The following is a 20315-nucleotide window of genomic DNA, read 5'->3' as shown; positions in this document are numbered from 1 at the left end:
CTTTAATCTTATAAAAAATTATCATAGTCATCAAATTTTATTATATTATATATAATTTCCTATACCTTGTTAACAGCATCTAAATTATTATCTTTATTGATATATATTTTTTCATTATATAAATCTTCATCAAACATTTTTATTATATTTTCTACTTCATACTTATACTCATCTTCATGCACTCTATAAAGCATTAAATCTTCTAGCAAATCTTTCATATCAAAATATACATCTTCTAATAAGTAAAAATAACCTTCTTCTATATCTTTCAGTTTATCTATAGTATCCAATTTCTTGCTTATATCTTTCATAACCTCTAAATTTTGTATATTTATATTTATGATTGTTAATAAGTACATTCTCACAGTTTTTATTATTTCGATAGAAAAATCTACAATATTATAATTTCCTTCTTTATTATACAGAGACTCCTTAAATTTATTAAAACAAGTATCTAAGTCACAATTTATGTCGTTAAATGGTGGTCTTATTATATCTCGTATTATCAAAAGATTTTGTATATCAATATTATTTGTTATTACTTCATCCAAAACAAATAAATTATATGCGTCATTTAATGGGTCATGAGCATCTCCACTAAATTCTAAATTAGCAAATTCAAGTAAGTTTTTTAATGATATGTAGTTCATACATCTCATACCACAATTTATATATTTTTCTTTTATATCTATAAATAAATCCCTAATATTATTTACAAATCTTGGATGATTATTCTTCTTAGAACTTCTCATATCAGTATTATTAAAACATGTCAAATCTAAATTGCCAAAAGTATATATTCCTTCAATTTCAGAAAATATGCCTAACCATTTTTTAAACTTTCTCATGACCTCTTCATAACTTGGTGCATTCTTCAATTCTTCTGAAGATATATGTGTTAATTCCTGTATATGAGGATACAATTCTTCATTACTTACTGGTTTTATTAAAGATTTAAATTTATCAATATTTTTTGTCTTTTCATCATACATAACTGCTCCAATTGCAATTATATCAGAATTTAATACTGCCCTCTTTGATTTAGAATTTGGCATATTCATTTCAAAGTCTACATATACTCTTTTCAATATAAACACCCTTTCCAATTGTTTATAGTGATTCTTTTTAATTATTTTTATTCAAAATCTTCTAAGAAAGAATGTTTCTCCCCATTTTGTTGCCAACCAAGTATTGAATCAAGATTTACATTTTCTGCTGCCTTAAATATAGATTTCTCTACATTTTTAAAATTTGGCTCTAAACTTTTTATTAAGTCTTTTATTTCATATCTCTTGTTTCCTGTTTTTTTAGCTGCAACCATACATGCACAATTTAGTGGCCATATACCACTATTTTGAATAAATCTTATAATATGCTCTTCTCTTATATAATAAAGTGGTCTTATGATTTTTATACCTTCAAAATTAGTAGAATTAAGTTTAGGAAGCATTGTTTTAAAATTACCAGCACACAATAAATTAAGCATTGTTGTCTCTATTACATCATCATAATGATGACCTAATGCAAGCTTATTACATCCTAACTCTTCTGCCTTTGAATATAATGCTCCTCTTCTCATTCTTGCACACATATAACATGGATAATCTTTTGCTATTTCATCTGCTATTTCAAATATTCTTGAATCAAATAAATGTATTGGTATATTTAGGTACTCACAATTATCTATAAGTAATTGTCTTATATTTGCATGATATCCAGGGTCCATAGCAATAAACTCAACATCGAAATTAACTTGTCCATGTCTTTTTAACTCCTGAAACATTTTAGCCATAAGAATACTGTCTTTTCCACCAGAAATTGCTACAGCTATCTTATCCCCTTCTTCAACTAATTTGTAATCTCTTATTGCTTTCATAAACTTTGACCATAAATTTTTTCTATATTTTTTTATTATACTTTTTTCTATATCTCTTACTGGAAGTCTTTCCTCAAAAGGAACTATAATTTCACAGCCTTTTCCTGATAGCTCACTCATTTAATCACCTCATATATTTATGTTAATAATATTTTACAAAAAAGTCTACCTTCATCTATAAAATACTATAATTTTCACTTTAATTTCAACAAATAATTTATAATTTTCAATAACACATAAACTTATAATAACATAAATAACCTCTTTCTTTTATTATCTTTTTTATTTTTCTCATTTAATATTTTATTATGAGTAACGATTTTTAAATGACTGAATATTATACACTAGATAGACTTACCTATCTATTCACAACAAGGAGGTTTTCAACTTGGAAAATAAGACTAGAGATATCAAAAAAAATTGTGGTCCATCTTTGGCTAGACCATACATTAATAATCAAATTTTCACAGAAATGTACTGCCTTTCTGATGCATTAAAATTTGGAACTATATTCCCAGAACTAAACTTATTAGAATCTGAAATGTACAACAAAGAATTATATGCTAAGCCAAAAAAATTTAGAGGAGGTAGAAGATAATGAAAGATTCATCTAGAGCTGAACTTATGAGAAAAATTCAGGAGACATCTTTTGCATGTGTTGATATGAACTTATATTTAGACAATCATCCTGATGACAAAAATGCTATCAACACTTACAATTCATTATGTAACCAATTTGCGCAAGCTAGATATGCTTACGAAAATAAATACGGTCCTTTAACTAACTTTGGGTATGCTCCAAGTAGATGCCCTTGGCAATGGGCTGACCAACCTTGGCCTTGGGACAGAGAATTTAATTATTAGACATCAAGTATTGGAGGATTGAAAATTCATGTGGATATATCAGAAAACTATACAACACCCAGTTAATATAAAAACTTGCGACCCTAGAATGGCTAAATTTCTTATAACTCAATTTGGGGGACCAAATGGAGAACTTGCTGCATCTTTAAGATATTTAAGCCAAAGATATACAATGCCTACTGGCAATATGCGTGCACTTTTAACAGACATTGGTACAGAAGAATTAGCTCACGTTGAGCTTATATGTACTATGGTTTATCAGTTGACTTCTGATGCAAGTCCAGAAGAATTAAAAGCTGCAGGTCTTGGTTCAAACTATGCACAAAATGGATATGGAATTTATCCAACAGATTCAAATGGTGTTCCATTTGATGTAAGACCTATAGCCGTTATGTCAAATCCTGTAACTGATTTACATGAAAATATGGCTGCTGAACAAAAAGCACTTGCGACTTATTATCAACTTATAAATCTAACAGATGATGTTGATGTTATAGATGTACTAAAATTCTTAGGTCAAAGAGAAATAATTCACTATCAAAGATTTGGTGAAGCTTTAATGGATGCTTACGACTTAGAAGAAAACCAAAAAATGTTCTAAAATTTTTATTTATATAAATTAATATTATTTGATAATTTATAATTTACTGTTGTTATTAAAATTTACAAAATAACATAAATCCAGTTTATTTTCTATAAATTGAAGAAGGTAAAGAAAAAAGCAGGTACTAATTAAATAGTAATATAGAATGTAATCTATAACACTATTAATATTGTACCTGCTTTTTTATTATAAGCAATAAAGAAAAATCTATTGATTAAGTTCTATAATAAAAAATTATTATAAAACTCTTCTTGCGTTTACATATCTACTTGAATAGTAACTACTATTTATATTAGATATTGTTACCTTTTTCGATGAACCTGAAGATGCATGTATCATATCTCCATTTCCCATGTATATTCCAACGTGACTTACAGAACCATTATTTGACCCTTGTGTATCAAAGAATATTAAGTCTCCACTTCTAAGGTCTCCTCTGTTTACATATGTTCCATACTTACTTTGGTCTCTAGATACTCTTGGTATGCTAACACCTGCTGATTTTTTCATAACGTATTGTGTGAATCCTGAACAGTCAAAACTATTTGGACCTTCCGCTCCCCATACATATGGTTTTCCAAGTAGTGTCTTTGCAAAACTTATTACACTATCAGCTCCCTGACTTGGAGTGTTAGTTGAATCAGATGGAGTTGAAGTATCAACAGAACCTTTTTCAGCAAGATATTGACTTGATACATATCCTGTTTGATTGTCATGATTTACCTTTGTCCATCCTCCATCTTCAGAAATACTTCCAACTTCAGTTCCATAGCTTAATGTTGCTACTTTAGAATGACCTGTACCTGGCCCCGTTCTAAGGTTTAATGATTTTGCTGTTACAACCTTTGTGTCCTTTACAAGGTCATTTGAACTACTTCCAGAATTTCCATTCGTAGATTCATTTACACTAGTTCCTAAATATTTGCTTGAAACATAACCCACTCTACCATTAGAACTTATTTTTGACCATCCATTTGACTCAGATATGTATCCAACTTCAGTTCCGTATCCTAATGTAGATATTTTAGAACTACTTGTACTTGGTCCTGTCCTAAAATTTAATCCTTTGGCTGTAACAACTTTTGTTGACTTAACTGAAGCATCACTACTTTCATTACTATTCCCAAGGTTATTTATTCCTACATAATTTGCATGTACATAACCTGTGTTTCCATTATATTTAACTTTTGCCCAAGAACCATCTTTTCCTACATACTCAACTTTATCACCTTTGTAAAGTTTTCCCATTGATTCATGGTTTGTACTTGGTCCTTTTCTAAAATTTACTGCATTCCCTGTTATTGTTCTACTTTCTATACTTACACTCTCTACTCCAGATTCATCGGCATATGCTAAGTTCCCCATTGTAGGCATTATTATCGCAGTTGCCATTATACTGGCTGCTATTCTCTTTTGATTAAAATTCATAACTTTCCACTCATCTCCTCTTTTCTAGTAACTTTATTTAATTTTTAAATATAAAAGAAATAATTGACACTCTATTAAAATATCAATTATTTCTTTTATATTAATATTATTACAAATTTGTAACTATTTGTCTATAGCAATATTTATTTACCACAAATTACCATAAATTAATTTTAATTATTAACAGCCTGTAATTCAGCAATATAGCCATCTTTTACCTTTTTAAAAGATGGCTATATTTTTTAACTTTTTTGTAACTTTTTAAAAACCTGTTGAACCAAATCCACCTTTTCCTCTTTCAGAATCACTTAATTCTTTCACTTCTTCTATGTTAATATCATAGATAGGTTTCACTATCATTTGAGCAATTTTCATATGTTTCTCAACTTTAAAATCATTTTTCCCATGATTTATTAATATAATTTTAAGCTCTCCTCTATATCCTTCATCAATAGTTCCTGGTGTGTTTAACACAGTAATAGAATGCTTTAAAGCAAGTCCACTTCTAGGTCTTACCTGTGCTTCTGTCATAGCAGGAAGCTCTATACATATACCAGTTTTAATAAGTTTAGTCTCTCCAGAAGGTATTACAACCTCTTCTATAGAATACAAATCCATACCAGCATCACCCTTGTGAGCAAAATTAGGTATTATAGCATCGTCATTTAATTTTTTTACTTTCAAATTATACATTTTATATCTCCTTTCAACTTTCTATAAATATTATAACTTAAATTTCGACCTCTTGAAGTTTTTTATTTTTTTGTGGTAATATAATTATTAGTGTTTTAAAGGAGGATTTTTTATGAAACTTGTACTTGCTGAGAAACCATCTGTTGCAAAAACTATAGCATCCTTTCTAGGTGCAAAGACTAGACAAGATGGTTACTTTGAAGGAAATGATTATATAATTACTTATGCAGTTGGGCACTTAGTATCATTATATGATATGAAGGATTATGATAAAGATAAATATTCTGGTTCTTGGAAAATGAATAATTTTCCATTTGTTCCTGAAGATAAGTTTAAATTTAAGATTGATAGTTCTAAAACCAAACAATTTAATACTGTAAAAAAGCTCTTGAATAGAAAAGATGTAGAATATGTAATAAATGCTACTGATAATGACCGAGAAGGAGAACTCATAGCATTTCTAATATTTTTACTTGCAAACAATAAAAAACCAGTAAAAAGAATCTTAGTAAATGAATGGACACCAGAAGACATTACAAGAGGTATAAAAAACTTAAAAGATGAAGATGAAATGAGAAATCTTCAAGCAGCTGGATATACAAGACTTATCACTGATTGGTTGATTGGAATAAATTTCACTTCTGTTGCTACATTGAAATATGGAAATGGAAAATTATTAAATATAGGTAGAGTAATTCTTCCAACAGTTAAATTAGTCTATGATAGAGATATGGAAATACTAAATTTTATTCCTAAAACTTATTACGAAATCGAAGGTCATTTTAAAGCTGAAGCTGGTGAATATAAAGGTAAGTATGTTAAGGGCAAAGAAAGTAAATTTGATACACTTGAAGATGCAAATAAAATTATAGCTTCAATTACATCTGAAACAGGTAAAATACTAGATAAAAAAGTTACTATGTCAAAAGAATATGCACCCAAACTTTTTAGTTTGACATCACTTCAAGGATATATAACTTCTAAGTATTCTAATTTTACATCTGACAAGGTTCTAAATGTCTGTCAATCTCTTTATGAAGGTAATGGTAAGGGTGGATATATAACTTATCCTAGAACTGATTCTATTTTTTTAGAAGAAAGCTTAACTTCAAAAGTATCTCAAACCTTAGACAAATTAAAGGTTGGTCTTGAATATGAAAATAAAATTAAATTTTCCAAGACTAAAAGAGTCTTTGATTCTTCTAAAGTAGATTCACATAGTGCTATAATCCCTACTTATATAATTCCAAAAAGCTTATCTAAAGATGAACAACTAGTTTATGATGCTATAAAAGATAGGTTCATAGCAAACTTTATGCCTCCTGCTGAATATGAGAATACAGAAATTAAGACAGAAGTAGATAATTGTACTTTCCTAACAAAAGGTAAAGTACTTAAATCAAAAGGATATCTTGAAGTATATAATAAGGAAGAAAAAAACGATTTACTTCCACTTGTAAATAAAGATGATAGTGTAGATGTCTTAGAAGTAAAACCATTAACTAAACAGACTACTCCTCCTAAACCATATACTGAAGACACTCTTCTAAAAGCCATGAAAAATTGTGGTAAAAACGTGCCTGAAGAAGATACAACAGTGTTATCAGGATATTCTATAGGGACATCAGCCACACGTGCTGATGTATTGAAGAAAATAAGCCAAGTTGGATATGTAAATAAAAAAGGAAAATCTTACTCTATAACAGACCTTGGAAAAAACTTAGTTGAAATTTTCCCTGTTAAAGATTTATTTGATGTAGACTATACTGGAAAACTTGAAAAAAGTTTGAGTGATATTCAAAAAGGAAAATACACTAGAAAAGAATATCTTACTAATATCATTAATTTTATATATCAAAATGTCAATATTATAAAGCACGATACTTCAAAAAACATAAACACAGAAGCATATATTTTTGATTCAAAAACTAAAAAATTTACTAAAACAAAGGAAAAAAAGCAGAAAAAAGGTATAGCTAATTCCACAAAGGAAATTGCTGTATCAAAAGATTCTGATGACAAAAATGAAAGTAAAAATAATGATGATAATCCATCTCTTGGTAAATGTCCTGTTTGTCAGGGTGATGTGCTTGAATTCGATAAAGGGTTTGCTTGTAAAAATCATAAAGAATGTAAATTTGTTATTTGGAAAAATGATAAGTACTTAAGTCTTTATAAAAAGAAAGTTAATAAAACAATGGTCAAAAACATTTTAAAAAAAGGTGAAACCAAGGTAAAGTCTTTAACTGCTAAAAATGGGAATAAGTTTGATGCCACATTAAAATACAATAAGAATCCAGATAATGGTTATTTTAGTTGGAAAATAGAGTTTGATAATTAAATAATACTCATAAAACAATAAATGTCAGTAGTATAATATATAATATTATGCTACTGACATTTATTGTTTTAAAAAATTTTTCTTTTTTAATTATGACTTTCACAACTACATCTAACCTAATTTTTTTACTATTTCTGATAGCTTCAGTGTATGTTCATCCAATAAAGCTAACTCTTCTTCAGAAAGATTTGATAGTTTCTTTACTAAAGACTCTTTAAGTATAGCTTTTACTGCATCAAACAATTTAAATGCCTTATCCGTTAATTCCACCCTAAGAATTCTTCTATCTTTTGGGTCAGGAAATTTATTCACTAAATCATGTTCTACCAATCTATCAATAATTGGTGTCATATTTGATTTTAATATTCCTAAATTAGAAGCTATTTGAGAAATTGATGATGAGTTCGATGTCATAAGATAAAGAATTACCTTCGCATGCGATGGAGCCATTGGACATTCTTCAAAATACGCTTTCATTATATCCGAGTTATTTTGAAATTTTTTTAACAAATCACTTTCTTTAAATATATTATTTTCAAGTACAAATAAGAAATCTAAGAAAGAGTCTGCTATTTTAAGTATATTATTGTTATCCATCTTTGTAACATCCCTTCAACAAATAATGTAATAAAACATTCGTTATTTATATAGTATAAATTATAAACTATTAATAAATTTAAAACAAGAAAAAGTTATTGACTCATAATAATTATAAATTTATAATCAAATTAGAGAATTATAAATTGCCAATAAAGGGAAGTTTTTTTATTAGCCTAAAACTAAACTTAAAATAAGACACTTTAAATTCTACAACAAGCTAGTGTGCAATATATAATAGGAGGAGATATGAAAAGATATTTAATAGTTTTCTTAATGTGTAGTTCACTGTTTTTAGTTGGATGTGGAAAAACAGAAGAACCTGAACCTGAGAAACCAATAGCAGTTTCTGTTCAAAAAGCAGTAGGAGGAGAAATTGAAAACACAAATGCTTTTTCAGGAACTACAAAGGTTAAAGATGAAACAGCTGTTACTGCACAGACTGTTGGCACAGTTCAAGAAGTTTATGTAAAACTTGGGCAAAATGTAAGAAAAGGAGATGAATTATTGAGTATAAGCAGTCCAGATCTAGAAAATAGTGTAAAACAAAGTAAAGCAGCATTAGATTTGGCTAAAGCAAGTTATTCAAGTGCAACTGGTGGTTCATTAGAATCACAAGTAAATCAAGCAAAGACAGCTCTTGATAATGCAAAGATTCAATATGATGAATCTCAAAGGAATTATGACAATAATAAGGTTCTTTATGAGCAGGAAGTAATTAGTTTAGACCAATTTAAAAAAATAGAATTTGCTTTAGAACAATCAAAACAACAACTAGATTCTGCTCAAAGATCATACGATACAGCAACTTCAAAGAGTATACCTCAAGCTAAAGCTCTTGCTAAAAAACAACTTGACCAAGCTCAAGTATCATATAATTTGGCAATGAGTAACTTAGATAAGTTAACATTAACAGCTCCAGTAGATGGTACAATAACGGCTAAAAACTTTGATGCAAAAGAAATGATAACACAATCACAGCCAGCTTTTACTATTTCCAACCCTAACATATTAGAAGTTGACTTAAATGTAGCCGAATCAGACATAGGTAAATTTAAGAAGGATGGAAACGTAGAAGTTATAATTGAAGACCAGAGAATTTTAGGAAAAGTAGATTATGTACCTTCAGTAGTTGACCCACAGACATCTTTATATCCTGTTAAAGTGCTTGTTAATAATACAAACAATAAATTTAAAGCAGGAATGTCTGCTCAAGTAAATTTAAGTGTTGAAAAAGAAAATGGTGCTGTTACAGTACCTAAAAAAGCAATATTCGAAGAAAAAGGAAAGAAATATGTATACATAGCAAAGAAGGATAATATAGCAAAGAAAAAATTAGTTCAAACAGGAATTGTAACAGAGGATAAAATAGAAATCAAAAGTGGTGTAAGCGAAAAAGATACAGTGGTTATTGGGGGTATAAGTCTTATTTCTGATGGAACTAAGATATTTCCTGTAGAAAAGGAGAAATAGTACTATGAATTTTATACAAACTTCTGTTAAGCGTCCTCTCACAATCATAATGGTCTTCTTAGTATTAATAGTTTTTGGTGGCATTGGATACAAGAAAATGTCAATAAATCTAATGCCTGATATAGAAATACCTGTTGTAATGGTTATGACTACTTGGACAGGTGCTGGTCCTCAAGACGTTGATGAACAAGTTAGTCAAAAAGTTGATGAAAGTTTATCAGCTGTTTCAAACGTAAATACTACCATATCAAGTTCACAAGAAAGTGTTTCTATGGTAGTTGCTCAATTCGAGTTTGGAACCAATTTAGATGAAATAATGAACGATGTTAGGTCTAAAGTTGATGCATTACAGACTAGTCTTCCAGAGGATGCAGCTAAACCAACAGTTCTAAAATTAGATATGAATGCACAAGCCATAGGTCAGCTTGTTATATCTGGAGGAAATGAAAATAGTTCACAGGCATTGAGAAAATATGCTGAGGATGTGATTCAACCTAAAATAGAATCTATAGATGGTGTAACTTCAGCAGACCTTAAAGGTGGAGAAAAAGCACAGGTCAATGTAATAGCTGACCCAGCTGTTCTTTCAAATTATGGAGTTAGTTTATCAACTATAAAGGGTATCTTATCATCTAGTAATAAAACATATCCTTATGGGTCAATTACTCAAGGTGAAGATAAAATAGTTTTAAGAGCAATTGATAAACTTGAATCTTTAGATGATATAAAACAGCTTCAAATTCCTGTAAAAGGTGGAAATACAGTTAGATTAGATAACCTTTGTAGTGTAGATTATGGATATGCAGACAAAGACAGTATTTATAGATATAATGGAAAAGACAGTTTGGTAATAGATATTTCTAAACAACAGGATGCCAATACTGTAAAAGTTATGCAAAATGCATATAAATATGTAGATGAATTAAATAAAGAAAATCCTCAATTTAAAATTAAAATTGCTAACGATACAAGTGAGTACATAAGTGAATCAATAAATAGTGTAATGAGCAACTTGCTTATAAGTGCTGTTATTGCCTTTGTGGTAATCTTTGCTTTCTTAAAAAGTGTAAGAGCTTCACTAGTTGTTGCCATAGCAATCCCAATTTCTATAATAGGTGCTATAGCAGTTCTATACTTTACAGGAGAAAGTTTAAACCTTATCACTGCAAGTTCCTTGGTAATTTCAGTTGGTATGGTTGTCGATAATGCTACAGTTGTAATTGAAAATATATTTAAATATAGGAAAAGTGGTCGCATGAGTATTGATGATTGTGCTATTGAGGGTACAAGAACTGTAACCAATGCCATACTTGCATCAACATTGACTACTATAGCAATATTTTTACCTATTATGTTTACAGAAGGTATAGCTAAAATAACCTTTGGAGCATTAGGTAAAACACTTATAGCTTCTCTAGCCTTCTCTTTCATAGGCGCAATTACTCTTGTTCCTAGTGTATTCGCAAAATTAAGTAGAGGTAAGAATAGCGAAAAAATGAAAGAAAAAGATAGCCCTATATTTGATAAAGTAAGTGAAGGGTATAAAAAATTACTAAGTGTATGCTTAAGACACCAACGCTTAGTAGTAATAGCAAGTTTACTTATTTTTATAGCTTCTCTATTTGGAATGAGCTTTATAGGTATGGACTTTATGCCTGCTGCAGACAAAGGGGCATTGGCAATTTCTATAGAACTTCCAAAGGGTCTTAGTCTAGAATCTAATGATTACTATGTATCTATGACTGAGAAAAAAGTTTCAGATATCCCAGAAGTTAAAACTTTAATAACAACTTTAACATCAGATTCAAATAATAATACAGCAAATATAGCAATTGAATTAGAATCTCAAAAAAATAGAAAGAGAACTACTGATGAGATAGAAAAAGAAATAATTGATAGAGTTGCCACTGTCCCAGACTGTAAAATAAATGTAAGTCAAAATAGTAGTGTCATGGGTGGAAGTACAGGGGCAGACTTTACATTAGAAATGAAAGGCCCTGATTTAGATGTATTAAAAATATTAGGAAAAGAAGCCGAAAAACAATTCAGCTCCATAAAAGGATTTAGAAATGTTAAGACTTCTCTTACAGATACAACACAAGAAGCTCAATTTACCATAGACAAACATAAAGCTCAAGAGTATGGTGTAAATACTGCCGAAATTGCAGGATTACTACGTACAGCAATAAATGGTGATTCAGTCACTACTGCTACTATTGATGACTATAAAGTGGATGTAAATTTAAAATTTAAAGCAGACAGTATTGACAATCTGGAAGATATAAAACAATTAAAAGTAAACTCTGCAACTGGAAAAGAAGTTCCTCTTGGTGCTTTTTCAGATATAAAAATGGCAGATGGTCTACAATCTATATCTAGGACTGATGGAGATTTCTCTGTAAATATAACTGCTACACTTGATAATGTAGATGCTGGTACTGCTACTAAACTAGCACTAGAAAAAACTAACAAGATGGTAATTCCTAAAGATTACTCTATTGGTGTTGGTGGAGAAACAGAGATGATGAACGAATCTATGGCAAGTCTTGGATTCTCAATGGTTATAGCCATAGCATTAGTTTATATGGTAATGGTAGCTCAGTTTGAATCATTTAGTAAACCATTTATAATCATGTTCTGTGTTCCATTTGCATTTGTTGGAGTTGTACTTTCTCTCCTAGTCAGTGGGCAAAGTTTGAGTACTGTAGGTATGTTAGGTATAATCTTACTTATAGGTATAGTTGTTAACAATGGTATAGTTCTTATTGACTACATAGAACAACTTAGAAAAACAAATCGTAACAATGATTTAATTGGATTGGTCTCTATTGGTTGTGCAGCAAGATTAAGACCAGTTCTAATGACAACAGCAACAACAATTTTAGGTATGTTACCAACAGCACTATCTCTTGGTGAAGGTGGAGAAACAATGCAACCACTAGCAATAGTTATAATGGGAGGTCTGACTGTATCTACACTTATAACTTTGGTACTTATACCTACCATATACTTGATATTTGATAAGTGGGAAGATAAGTTTTCAGACAAAATGCCTAAGATATTTGGTAAAATAACAGATAAAATAGGTGATATAAAAAGAAAGATAATAAAGAAACCAAAATTGAAAGCTAAAGTTTAAATAGAATGGAGGGTGATTGTATTGAATAAGAAAGTTAGTAAAATAGTTGCAATCGGATGTGGTGTTGGTATAATAACAGCTAATCTAATGCCAGTTTATGCAAATGATAATACTTCTTCTATAAATAAAGTTGATAACTCTATCATGAATGACTCAACTAAAAGAACATCTGAAAAGGAAATTTTGACTGCTAGAGAAGCTGTCAGTGCAGCGCTTAAAAATAGTGAAAAATTAAAGATGAAATCAGAAGAAATAAAAATGTTAAAAGAAAAGTTAGAAGTACAAGATGAGTTTGATAGTTTTACTGGAAGTGATAATGCATTTCCATACGACCAAATTGGACTTCTTAAAAATCAAAGTGAGCAAGCTAAGGGATTTATGGAAGACCAAATAGCCAATGATATTACTAATAAATACAATGATTTAGTCTCAAGAGAAAATGAATTGGATAAAATAAAAAACAATCTTGAGATAAAAACTAAAGAAATTAAAGATATGAAATTAAAAAAAGAGTTGGGTTTAGTAACATCATTAGAAACTGAGTCAGCTGAACTTGAACTTCAAACGCTACAAAATACTCAAAAATCTAAGCTTCAAGAATTAAAAAATAATCAAGACTATTTTAAATTGTTAACTAATATAGATTTAAATAATTATCAATTGGATAAAGAATATAGATTTGAATCTTTTAGAGTTGGTGGCTCAGTCGATTCATATATGGAAGGTAAGGTTAATGAATACTTAAAGTATGACCAATTGATTTTAGAACGTACTGAAGAAAGTTTTAATGATAAGGATGAGAATAAAGCAGATTTACCAGATAGACCTAATCTTACAAGACCAGTTGCACCTACAAAACCAGAACAAAATGGTTTACCTGATGATGAATATAAGGTTCTTATGGATAAGTATAAAAAAGATTATGAGCAATATGAAAAAGAAGTTGAGGTATACAATCTTGAAAGACAGACTTATGCTGCTGGGCTTACTACATATGCAAATTATCTTCAACAAAAATACAATACTGAAAATGGTCTAGTAACATTAGAAGACAGTAAAAAAGCTCTAAAAAAAGGCTTAATTGACAGTTATGCTCAATTACTTGCTTTAGAAGATACAATTGAAATTACTAAAAAGCAACTTGAATTATCAGAAAAACAAGTAAAAAATACTAAATTAAGATATGATTTAGGATTAATTACTCTAACTGATTATAAAAAACAAGTAGTAAGTAATGAAGATGCTAAAAATAGCTATGACACGCTTATTGTAAACTATAACTCACTAAAAAATGGTATAGAAAAGCCTTGGATACTTAGTACTGGAAATAATACTGGTAAATAGAAAGTATTAAATAACTTTCACAAAGTTGTTTAATAAAAATATATAGAAAATTGATTTATTATTAAATAAAAGACTGTAGATATATTTATATAGAAACAAATATATCTACAGTCTTCTTAGTATACAATTTATAAATTTATTTTATATAAATCTACTTAATTCTATATATTCAATATTTCAATTTCATATCAAATAATTTTCATTTTAAATCATTATAACTTTTCTAAGTTCCATATGACATAGTCCTTCTACCTAGAGCTTATATCTATGTAAGTCTTTATTATAATAAAATAATTGACAGTTAGAAAAATAAAACTATTTTGAAACCTGGAATCCATATTTTAAAGGGTCATCATTGTCAATAATATAAGTAGATACTCCTGTTATATAAGCACTTCCTGTAATTTTAGGTATTACTGCAGAATAATCTCCAGCCTTTGCTTCTTCCTTAATTACACCCGTAAATGTAGTACCAATAAAGCTTTCATATACAAAAGGCTCTCCAATACCAATTTTACCTCTTTTATAAAGAGTCGCCAGTTTAGCGCTAGTACCAGTTCCACATGGAGAACGGTCTGCCATATAATCACCAAATATTACAACATTTCTCATGTCACATCCAGGTGTTGAAGTAGGACAATACAATTCAGCAAGGTCAACAGAAGTAATATCACATTCAGGATGTTGTATTTCGTTTTCTTGGTTAGCATGTTCAATTAATTTCATACCAAAATCAGTTAGAAATGGAATATTTTCAGGTGTTACATCCATACCAAATTGTGTAACATCACACAATGCGAAGAAACTTCCTCCAAATGAAATATCATATGTAATCTCTTTTCCATCAATATTAGTTGTTAAGTTTTCCTTATACAAAAATGCAGGTACATTTGTTAGTGTTACATTTACAACTTTACCATCTTTTACTTCTGCTTTTGTACGTATTAGACCAGCAGGTGCATCTAAAACAACTTCTGTATATGGTTCTTTTGCTTCTACAAGTCTAGCTTCTATAATCGCAGTAACTGTTCCAATAGTTCCATGCCCACACATATTCAAATATCCACCAGTATCCATATATATAACTCCATAATCTGCTTCTGAATGGATTGGCTCAGTAACAATAGAGCCAAACATATCATGATGTCCACGAGGCTCAAACATTAATGCCTTACGATACTGGTCACAATTCTCTTCCAAATATTTTTTCTTTTCAATCATTGTATTTCCTGGCAATTTTGGAAATCCAGATAATACAACACGTGTAAATTCTCCAACTGTATGTGTATCAACAGCAGTAAAACATTTTTCGTAAATACTAAGATTTACATTTGGTTTTAGTTCCATTTTGGAAACCCCCTTAATATTATGTAATATAGTTATGTAACTTTATTTTATAACTTTATTTTTAAATTGTCAACTCAGAGAACTGGAAAAGATTAAGAAAATATGATATCGTATATTTAAACAAAAGTAACGACTAATGGAATATAACAAGAAAGGAAATGTAATCTATGGGAAATAGAGAGAAACAGTTGAAAAATGCTTCAATGCCATCAGACTTAAAATATTTAAATCGGAAACGAATACTTGATATCATCAGAAATACAACAGAAGTATCAGTCAATGATATTAGTGAAGCGACCAAAATCAGTCGTCCTACAGTGAAAAAAGCTATTCAGAGTTTTGAAGAAATAGGGCTTTTGGTCTCAGCAGGTAAAGGCAGTTCTACAAATATTGGTGGAAAACGCCCAGAATTATATTCGTTTTCTTGTAATAAAAGGATATTGTGTATCTCTCTTGAAGAGAGCTATATTCATTTTGCACTTTTGACTATGAAAAATGAATGTGTCTTAGAAATAGAAATTCCTGCTACTTACAACAATACATTAGACACATTTCAGAAAGAATTAGCAATTCATATTGAAGATATTCTAGTAAATGCAGAAATCTCTCATGATGAATTATATGGCATAAGCTTTGCAATCGCTGGATTCGTAGACCAAAAATATGGTATTGTCAGATTTTTTATGATGGCTCCACATTGGGGAAGAAATATCAATATAAAAGAATGGCTTGAGAAATTGTATCCAAAACAGGAGATTATAGTAGAAAACCTAGTTAGAATGGCTGGAAATGCGCTTCTTCTTGAGGAAGAATTTCGTAATAAAAGAACAGTTGTCATGTATGCAGAGGCAGGAATTTCTTCATGCTACATTGATAATGTTGTACTTACTGGTAGAAATGCTCTTATTGGAGAAATCGGACATATGACTGTTGATTACAGTGATGAAGAGATTTGTTCCTGTGGAAGTAAGGGATGCTTTGAACGTATGGTTAGTGCTGAAAGAATTCGCCATAGGTTAAAGAAAAATTCAATGAAACTTTTAAAGTCTTCTATAAATCAGTGGATAGAATCTAAAGATTTAATTCGACATGTGTTTGAAGAAGCAGACAATGGAGATGAACTGTCAATGATAGAGGTTGGTTATCTGGCAGAAATGTTCTCATTAATGTTGAAAAATGTAGCAATCAATTTTGACCCAGAAATTGTAGTCCTCCTTGGACAATATGCTTATGCAGGAGACTATTTTAAGATTAAATTGAAAGAAGAGCGAAAAAAAGCTCGATTCTTCCCAGAAGAAACTGCATCTGTAATATATTATGATATACGACCATTAAGAGAACTCCAAAAAGCTGGTGGATATCAGGTATTAACACAAAAATTCTTTGAAAATCCCATATTTTATAAAGGTAATATTAAGGAAAATGAAGATTAATCAAAAGCTTATGATTTTATAGAGCCATCCAAAATGGATGGCTCAAAAGTTTAACTCTGAATTTAATTATCTTTTATCAAATGTCTCATCTATTTTACATCTTACCATGTTAACAAATTCAGAAATATTATATCCTTTCAGTTTACATCCACATTTAGGACAATAATCTAGTCTCCTAGATACCAAAGCCCTACAACTAGGCTCTGGGCATCTCATTTTTAGACTTTCCTCTGCTACTTTAAATCCACATCGTGGGCATATACTACCTGGACGTGATGATACTTCCTTTCCACATTTAGGACACTTTGTCAACTTTATCCCCTCCAGTAAACTCAATTTAATTATTAGTTAAAATTTCTCTCTACAATAATATATGCAATACAATTAAATACGTTTCACCTTAAGTTATATAAGTTATTTTTTTATAATAAAATAAAAATCCCCTATACTTAACTTACAAATAATTTATTTGATACATTAAATATATAGGGGATATTACTTTAATTATATAATTTTACAGTATATTACTATCTAGGATTTTTTATAGATGCCTGAGCTGCTGCAAGTCTAGCAATTGGCACTCTAAATGGTGAACAAGATACATAGTTAAGTCCTACATTATAACAGAACTCTACTGAAGATGGTTCTCCACCATGCTCTCCACATATTCCTAGTTTTAATTCTGGTTTAACTTCTCTACCTAACTTAGCTCCCATCTTAACTAATTTACCAACACCATTTTGGTCTAGTACTTGGAATGGGTCTTTTTCTAATATTTCTTCATCTACATATTGACCTAAGAATTTACCAGCATCATCTCTTGAATATCCAAATGCCATTTGAGTTAAGTCATTAGTACCAAAGCTGAAGAAGTCTGCCTCTTGTGCTATTTCATCAGCAGTTAAACAAGCTCTAGGTATTTCTATCATAGTACCTACAGTATAAGGAACTTCTACACCTTCTTCTTTTATTATAGCATCAACAGTATCTACTATCATTTTTCTTATTATCTTTAACTCATTTACTTCTCCAACTAATGGAACCATTATCTCTGGAGAAACTTTAACACCTGCTCTTATTGCCTCTATAGCTCCTTGTATTATAGCTTTAGATTGCATTACACATATTTCAGGATAAGTTATTGCAAGTCTACAACCTCTGTGTCCAAGCATTGGATTAAATTCATCTAAATCAACTATTCTCTTCTTAATATCACTTACTTTTATACCCATAGATTTTGCAAGCTCTTCTATAGTCTCATCATCATGAGGTAAGAATTCATGTAGTGGTGGGTCTAGCAATCTTATATTAACTGGTTTTCCATCCATAACTTTAAATAATTCTACAAAATCTTCTCTTTGCATTGGTAATATTTTTTCAAGTGCTTTTTCTCTTTGCTCTACTGTATTAGATAATATCATTTCTCTAACTGCTGGTAATCTATTTTCATCAAAGAACATATGCTCAGTTCTACATAGACCTATACCTTCAGCACCAAACTCTATAGCTGCACGAGCATCTCTAGGATTATCTGCATTAGTTCTAACCATCATACACTTGTGTTTGTCTACCCACTTCATTAATTTCTCAAAGTTACCAGTTAAAGCTACTTCTGTTTTCTTAACATCTCCTAAGTAAACATTTCCTGTAGAACCATCTATAGAAATATATTCTCCTTCTTTTATAACTACATCATCAAGTGCTCTTATTTCTTTATTAAATTCATCAACTTTTATTTCTCCACATCCAGCAACACAACATTTACCCATACCTCTAGCAACAACTGCTGCATGTGATGTCATTCCTCCTCTAGCTGTAAGGATTCCTTCAGCCTTAACCATACCTTCTATATCTTCTGGAGATGTCTCTAGTCTAACTAAAACTACTTTTTCTCCTTTTTCACTTGCTTTTACTACATCATCAGCATTGAAATAAACTTTACCACTTGCTGCACCTGGTGATGCTGGTAAACCTTTTGCTATAACTTTAGCTTCTTTTAATGCCTTATCTTCAAATTTTGGATGTAATAATTGGTCTAATTGATTAGGCTCAATTCTCATTATAGCTTCTTTTTCGTCTATTATTCCATCTTCAACTAAATCAACTGCTACAGCTATTGCTGCTGCTGCTGTTCTCTTACCATTTCTAGTTTGTAATATATATAATCTTTCATTTTCTATAGTAAACTCTATATCTTGCATATCTTTATAGTGACCTTCAAGTATATGAGTAATTTTTACGAATTCATCAAATACAGCTGGCATTACATCAGCAAGAGTTGATATATTTTGAGGAGTTCTTATACCTGCAACAACGTCTTCACCTTGTGCATTCATTAGGAATTCACCAAATAATTTATTTTCTCCTGTAGCTGGATTTCTAGTAAATGCAACACCTGTACCACTAGTTTCTCCCATGTTACCAAATACCATTGATTGGATGTTTACTGCTGTTCCTAAGTTATGAGCTATATCATTCAATTTACGGTATACGATTGCACGAGGGTTATTCCATGATCTAAATACAGCCTCTATAGCAAGCATTAATTGCTCTTTTGGGTCTTGTGGGAAATCACTTTTAATTTCTTTTTTGTATATTGCTTTAAACTCTTTTACTATTTCTTTTAAATCATCAGTTGTAAGCTCTGTGTCAACTGTATATCCTTTTGCTTCTTTTACTCTATCTAATACATTCTCAAATTTATATTTTGGAACTTCCATAGCAACATCAGAAAACATTTGTATGAATCTTCTGTAACTATCATATGCAAATCTTTCATTTTGTGTAGCTTCTGCTAGACCAACAACACTATTATCATTAAGACCTAGGTTAAGAATTGTATCCATCATTCCTGGCATAGAGAATACTGCACCAGAACGAACTGATACTAATAATGGATTCTTATTGCATCCTAATGTTTTATTTAAGTCTTTTTCTAACGTAGCTAAATGATTTTCTATTTCTTTTATTATCTCTGCTCTTATACTTTCATTGTTAACATAATAGTCATTACATGCTTCTGTTGTTATAGTGAATCCAGGAGGGACAGGTAAGCCTATCTTAGTCATTTCTGCTAAATTGGCACCTTTACCTCCTAGTAAAGATTTCATGTCTTTGCTTCCTTCACCAAAACTATAAACATACTTAGTTTCCATTGTTAAATCCCCCATTAATCT

General features: G+C 30.1%; 16 protein-coding genes. 8 read left to right on the top strand and 8 right to left on the bottom strand.

Translation table 11 applies throughout. From position 1 onward, the window contains the following. Positions 1–59: 59 nt before the first annotated feature. Positions 60–1088 carry a 3'-5' exonuclease gene (locus KGF38_RS11730; protein ID WP_074178411.1) on the bottom strand — a complete coding sequence of 343 codons (1029 nt, stop codon included), beginning with the start codon at positions 1086–1088 and terminating at the stop codon, positions 60–62. Positions 1089–1135: 47 nt separating this feature from the next. Continuing rightward, a complete protein-coding gene (locus KGF38_RS11725) occupies positions 1136–1996 on the bottom strand; it encodes a tRNA 2-thiocytidine biosynthesis TtcA family protein (RefSeq protein WP_021385277.1) in 861 nt (286 codons plus the stop codon). Between the two features lie 268 nt (positions 1997–2264). Between KGF38_RS11725 and KGF38_RS11720 the strand changes: the two genes are divergently transcribed. From KGF38_RS11720 to KGF38_RS11710, 3 genes are read left to right on the top strand one after another with little or no spacing between them, the layout of a single operon-like run. After that, a complete protein-coding gene (locus KGF38_RS11720; RefSeq protein WP_054270993.1) occupies positions 2265–2474 on the top strand; it encodes a spore coat associated protein CotJA in 210 nt (69 codons plus the stop codon). Further along, on the top strand, positions 2474–2740 hold the full coding sequence (locus KGF38_RS11715; protein WP_003416729.1) for a spore coat protein CotJB: 267 nt from the start codon (positions 2474–2476) through the stop codon (positions 2738–2740). The genes KGF38_RS11720 and KGF38_RS11715 overlap by 1 nt, the downstream gene beginning before the upstream one ends. A gap of 28 nt (positions 2741–2768) precedes the next feature. Continuing rightward, on the top strand, positions 2769–3341 hold the full coding sequence (locus KGF38_RS11710) for a manganese catalase family protein (RefSeq protein ID WP_054277158.1): 573 nt from the start codon (positions 2769–2771) through the stop codon (positions 3339–3341). Positions 3342–3581: 240 nt separating this feature from the next. Here the strand turns inward: KGF38_RS11710 and KGF38_RS11705 are convergent, their stop codons facing one another. Both KGF38_RS11705 and dut read right to left on the bottom strand, forming a co-directional pair. Next, a complete protein-coding gene (locus KGF38_RS11705; protein ID WP_054271008.1) occupies positions 3582–4772 on the bottom strand; it encodes an SH3 domain-containing protein in 1191 nt (396 codons plus the stop codon). 261 nt (positions 4773–5033) lie between these two features. Beyond that, entirely contained in the window at positions 5034–5465 is a 432-nt protein-coding gene (dut, locus tag KGF38_RS11700) for a dUTP diphosphatase (RefSeq protein WP_054271009.1), read from the bottom strand. Positions 5466–5577: 112 nt separating this feature from the next. Between dut and KGF38_RS11695 the strand changes: the two genes are divergently transcribed. Continuing rightward, positions 5578–7806 (top strand): type IA DNA topoisomerase, encoded by a 2229-nt coding sequence (locus KGF38_RS11695; RefSeq protein ID WP_054271010.1) that lies wholly within the window; start codon positions 5578–5580, stop codon positions 7804–7806. A 111-nt stretch (positions 7807–7917) separates the two neighbouring features. On the opposite strand, the gene KGF38_RS11690 is transcribed toward KGF38_RS11695, so the two are convergent. Then, positions 7918–8403 (bottom strand): MarR family winged helix-turn-helix transcriptional regulator, encoded by a 486-nt coding sequence (locus KGF38_RS11690; RefSeq protein ID WP_054271011.1) that lies wholly within the window; start codon positions 8401–8403, stop codon positions 7918–7920. A gap of 249 nt (positions 8404–8652) precedes the next feature. Between KGF38_RS11690 and KGF38_RS11685 the strand changes: the two genes are divergently transcribed. From KGF38_RS11685 to KGF38_RS11675, 3 genes are read left to right on the top strand one after another with little or no spacing between them, the layout of a single operon-like run. Then, the gene (locus KGF38_RS11685) at positions 8653–9876 is read left to right on the top strand and encodes an efflux RND transporter periplasmic adaptor subunit (protein WP_054271012.1); all 1224 of its coding nucleotides are present in this window, start codon (positions 8653–8655) and stop codon (positions 9874–9876) included. Between the two features lie 4 nt (positions 9877–9880). Next, the gene (locus KGF38_RS11680; protein ID WP_074178412.1) at positions 9881–13015 is read left to right on the top strand and encodes an efflux RND transporter permease subunit; all 3135 of its coding nucleotides are present in this window, start codon (positions 9881–9883) and stop codon (positions 13013–13015) included. A 21-nt stretch (positions 13016–13036) separates the two neighbouring features. Next, positions 13037–14359 (top strand): TolC family protein, encoded by a 1323-nt coding sequence (locus tag KGF38_RS11675; protein ID WP_074178413.1) that lies wholly within the window; start codon positions 13037–13039, stop codon positions 14357–14359. A gap of 315 nt (positions 14360–14674) precedes the next feature. Here KGF38_RS11675 and KGF38_RS11670 read toward each other — a convergent pair whose 3' ends face one another. Beyond that, positions 14675–15706: a proline racemase family protein gene (locus tag KGF38_RS11670; protein WP_054271015.1), complete on the bottom strand. Its 1032-nt coding sequence runs from the start codon at positions 15704–15706 to the stop codon at positions 14675–14677. 167 nt (positions 15707–15873) lie between these two features. Here KGF38_RS11670 and KGF38_RS11665 point away from each other — a divergent pair, with 167 nt between their 5' ends. Further along, positions 15874–17139 (top strand): ROK family transcriptional regulator, encoded by a 1266-nt coding sequence (locus tag KGF38_RS11665; RefSeq protein ID WP_074178414.1) that lies wholly within the window; start codon positions 15874–15876, stop codon positions 17137–17139. Positions 17140–17205: 66 nt separating this feature from the next. On the opposite strand, the gene KGF38_RS11660 is transcribed toward KGF38_RS11665, so the two are convergent. Beyond that, positions 17206–17451 carry a hypothetical protein gene (locus KGF38_RS11660; protein ID WP_054271017.1) on the bottom strand — a complete coding sequence of 82 codons (246 nt, stop codon included), beginning with the start codon at positions 17449–17451 and terminating at the stop codon, positions 17206–17208. A 215-nt stretch (positions 17452–17666) separates the two neighbouring features. Then, positions 17667–20294, bottom strand: coding sequence for a pyruvate, phosphate dikinase (ppdK, locus tag KGF38_RS11655; RefSeq protein ID WP_074178416.1), 2628 nt, complete (start codon positions 20292–20294; stop codon positions 17667–17669). Positions 20295–20315: the final 21 nt, after the last annotated feature.

The organism is Clostridioides sp. ZZV14-6387, assembly GCF_020657835.1.
In the GTDB taxonomy this organism is placed as follows: Bacteria; Bacillota; Clostridia; order Peptostreptococcales; family Peptostreptococcaceae; genus Clostridioides; species Clostridioides difficile_A.
Note: the sequence above shows the minus strand (reverse complement) of the source record. Positions and strands in the feature narration are given on the sequence as shown.

Bases quoted from the DNA above. Each gene is read 5' to 3' on its own strand.
- KGF38_RS11725 (WP_021385277.1), bottom strand. From the start codon at position 1,996: ATGAGTGAGCTATCAGGAAAAGGCTGTGAAATTATAGTTCCTTTTGAG.
- KGF38_RS11715 (WP_003416729.1), top strand. From the start codon at position 2,474: ATGAAAGATTCATCTAGAGCTGAACTTATGAGAAAAATTCAGGAGACA.
- KGF38_RS11710 (WP_054277158.1), top strand. From the start codon at position 2,769: ATGTGGATATATCAGAAAACTATACAACACCCAGTTAATATAAAAACT.
- KGF38_RS11705 (WP_054271008.1), bottom strand. From the start codon at position 4,772: ATGAATTTTAATCAAAAGAGAATAGCAGCCAGTATAATGGCAACTGCG.
- dut (WP_054271009.1), bottom strand. From the start codon at position 5,465: ATGTATAATTTGAAAGTAAAAAAATTAAATGACGATGCTATAATACCT.
- KGF38_RS11695 (WP_054271010.1), top strand. From the start codon at position 5,578: ATGAAACTTGTACTTGCTGAGAAACCATCTGTTGCAAAAACTATAGCA.
- KGF38_RS11690 (WP_054271011.1), bottom strand. From the start codon at position 8,403: ATGGATAACAATAATATACTTAAAATAGCAGACTCTTTCTTAGATTTC.
- KGF38_RS11685 (WP_054271012.1), top strand. From the start codon at position 8,653: ATGAAAAGATATTTAATAGTTTTCTTAATGTGTAGTTCACTGTTTTTA.
- KGF38_RS11680 (WP_074178412.1), top strand. From the start codon at position 9,881: ATGAATTTTATACAAACTTCTGTTAAGCGTCCTCTCACAATCATAATG.
- KGF38_RS11670 (WP_054271015.1), bottom strand. From the start codon at position 15,706: ATGGAACTAAAACCAAATGTAAATCTTAGTATTTACGAAAAATGTTTT.
- KGF38_RS11665 (WP_074178414.1), top strand. From the start codon at position 15,874: ATGGGAAATAGAGAGAAACAGTTGAAAAATGCTTCAATGCCATCAGAC.
- ppdK (WP_074178416.1), bottom strand. From the start codon at position 20,294: ATGGAAACTAAGTATGTTTATAGTTTTGGTGAAGGAAGCAAAGACATG.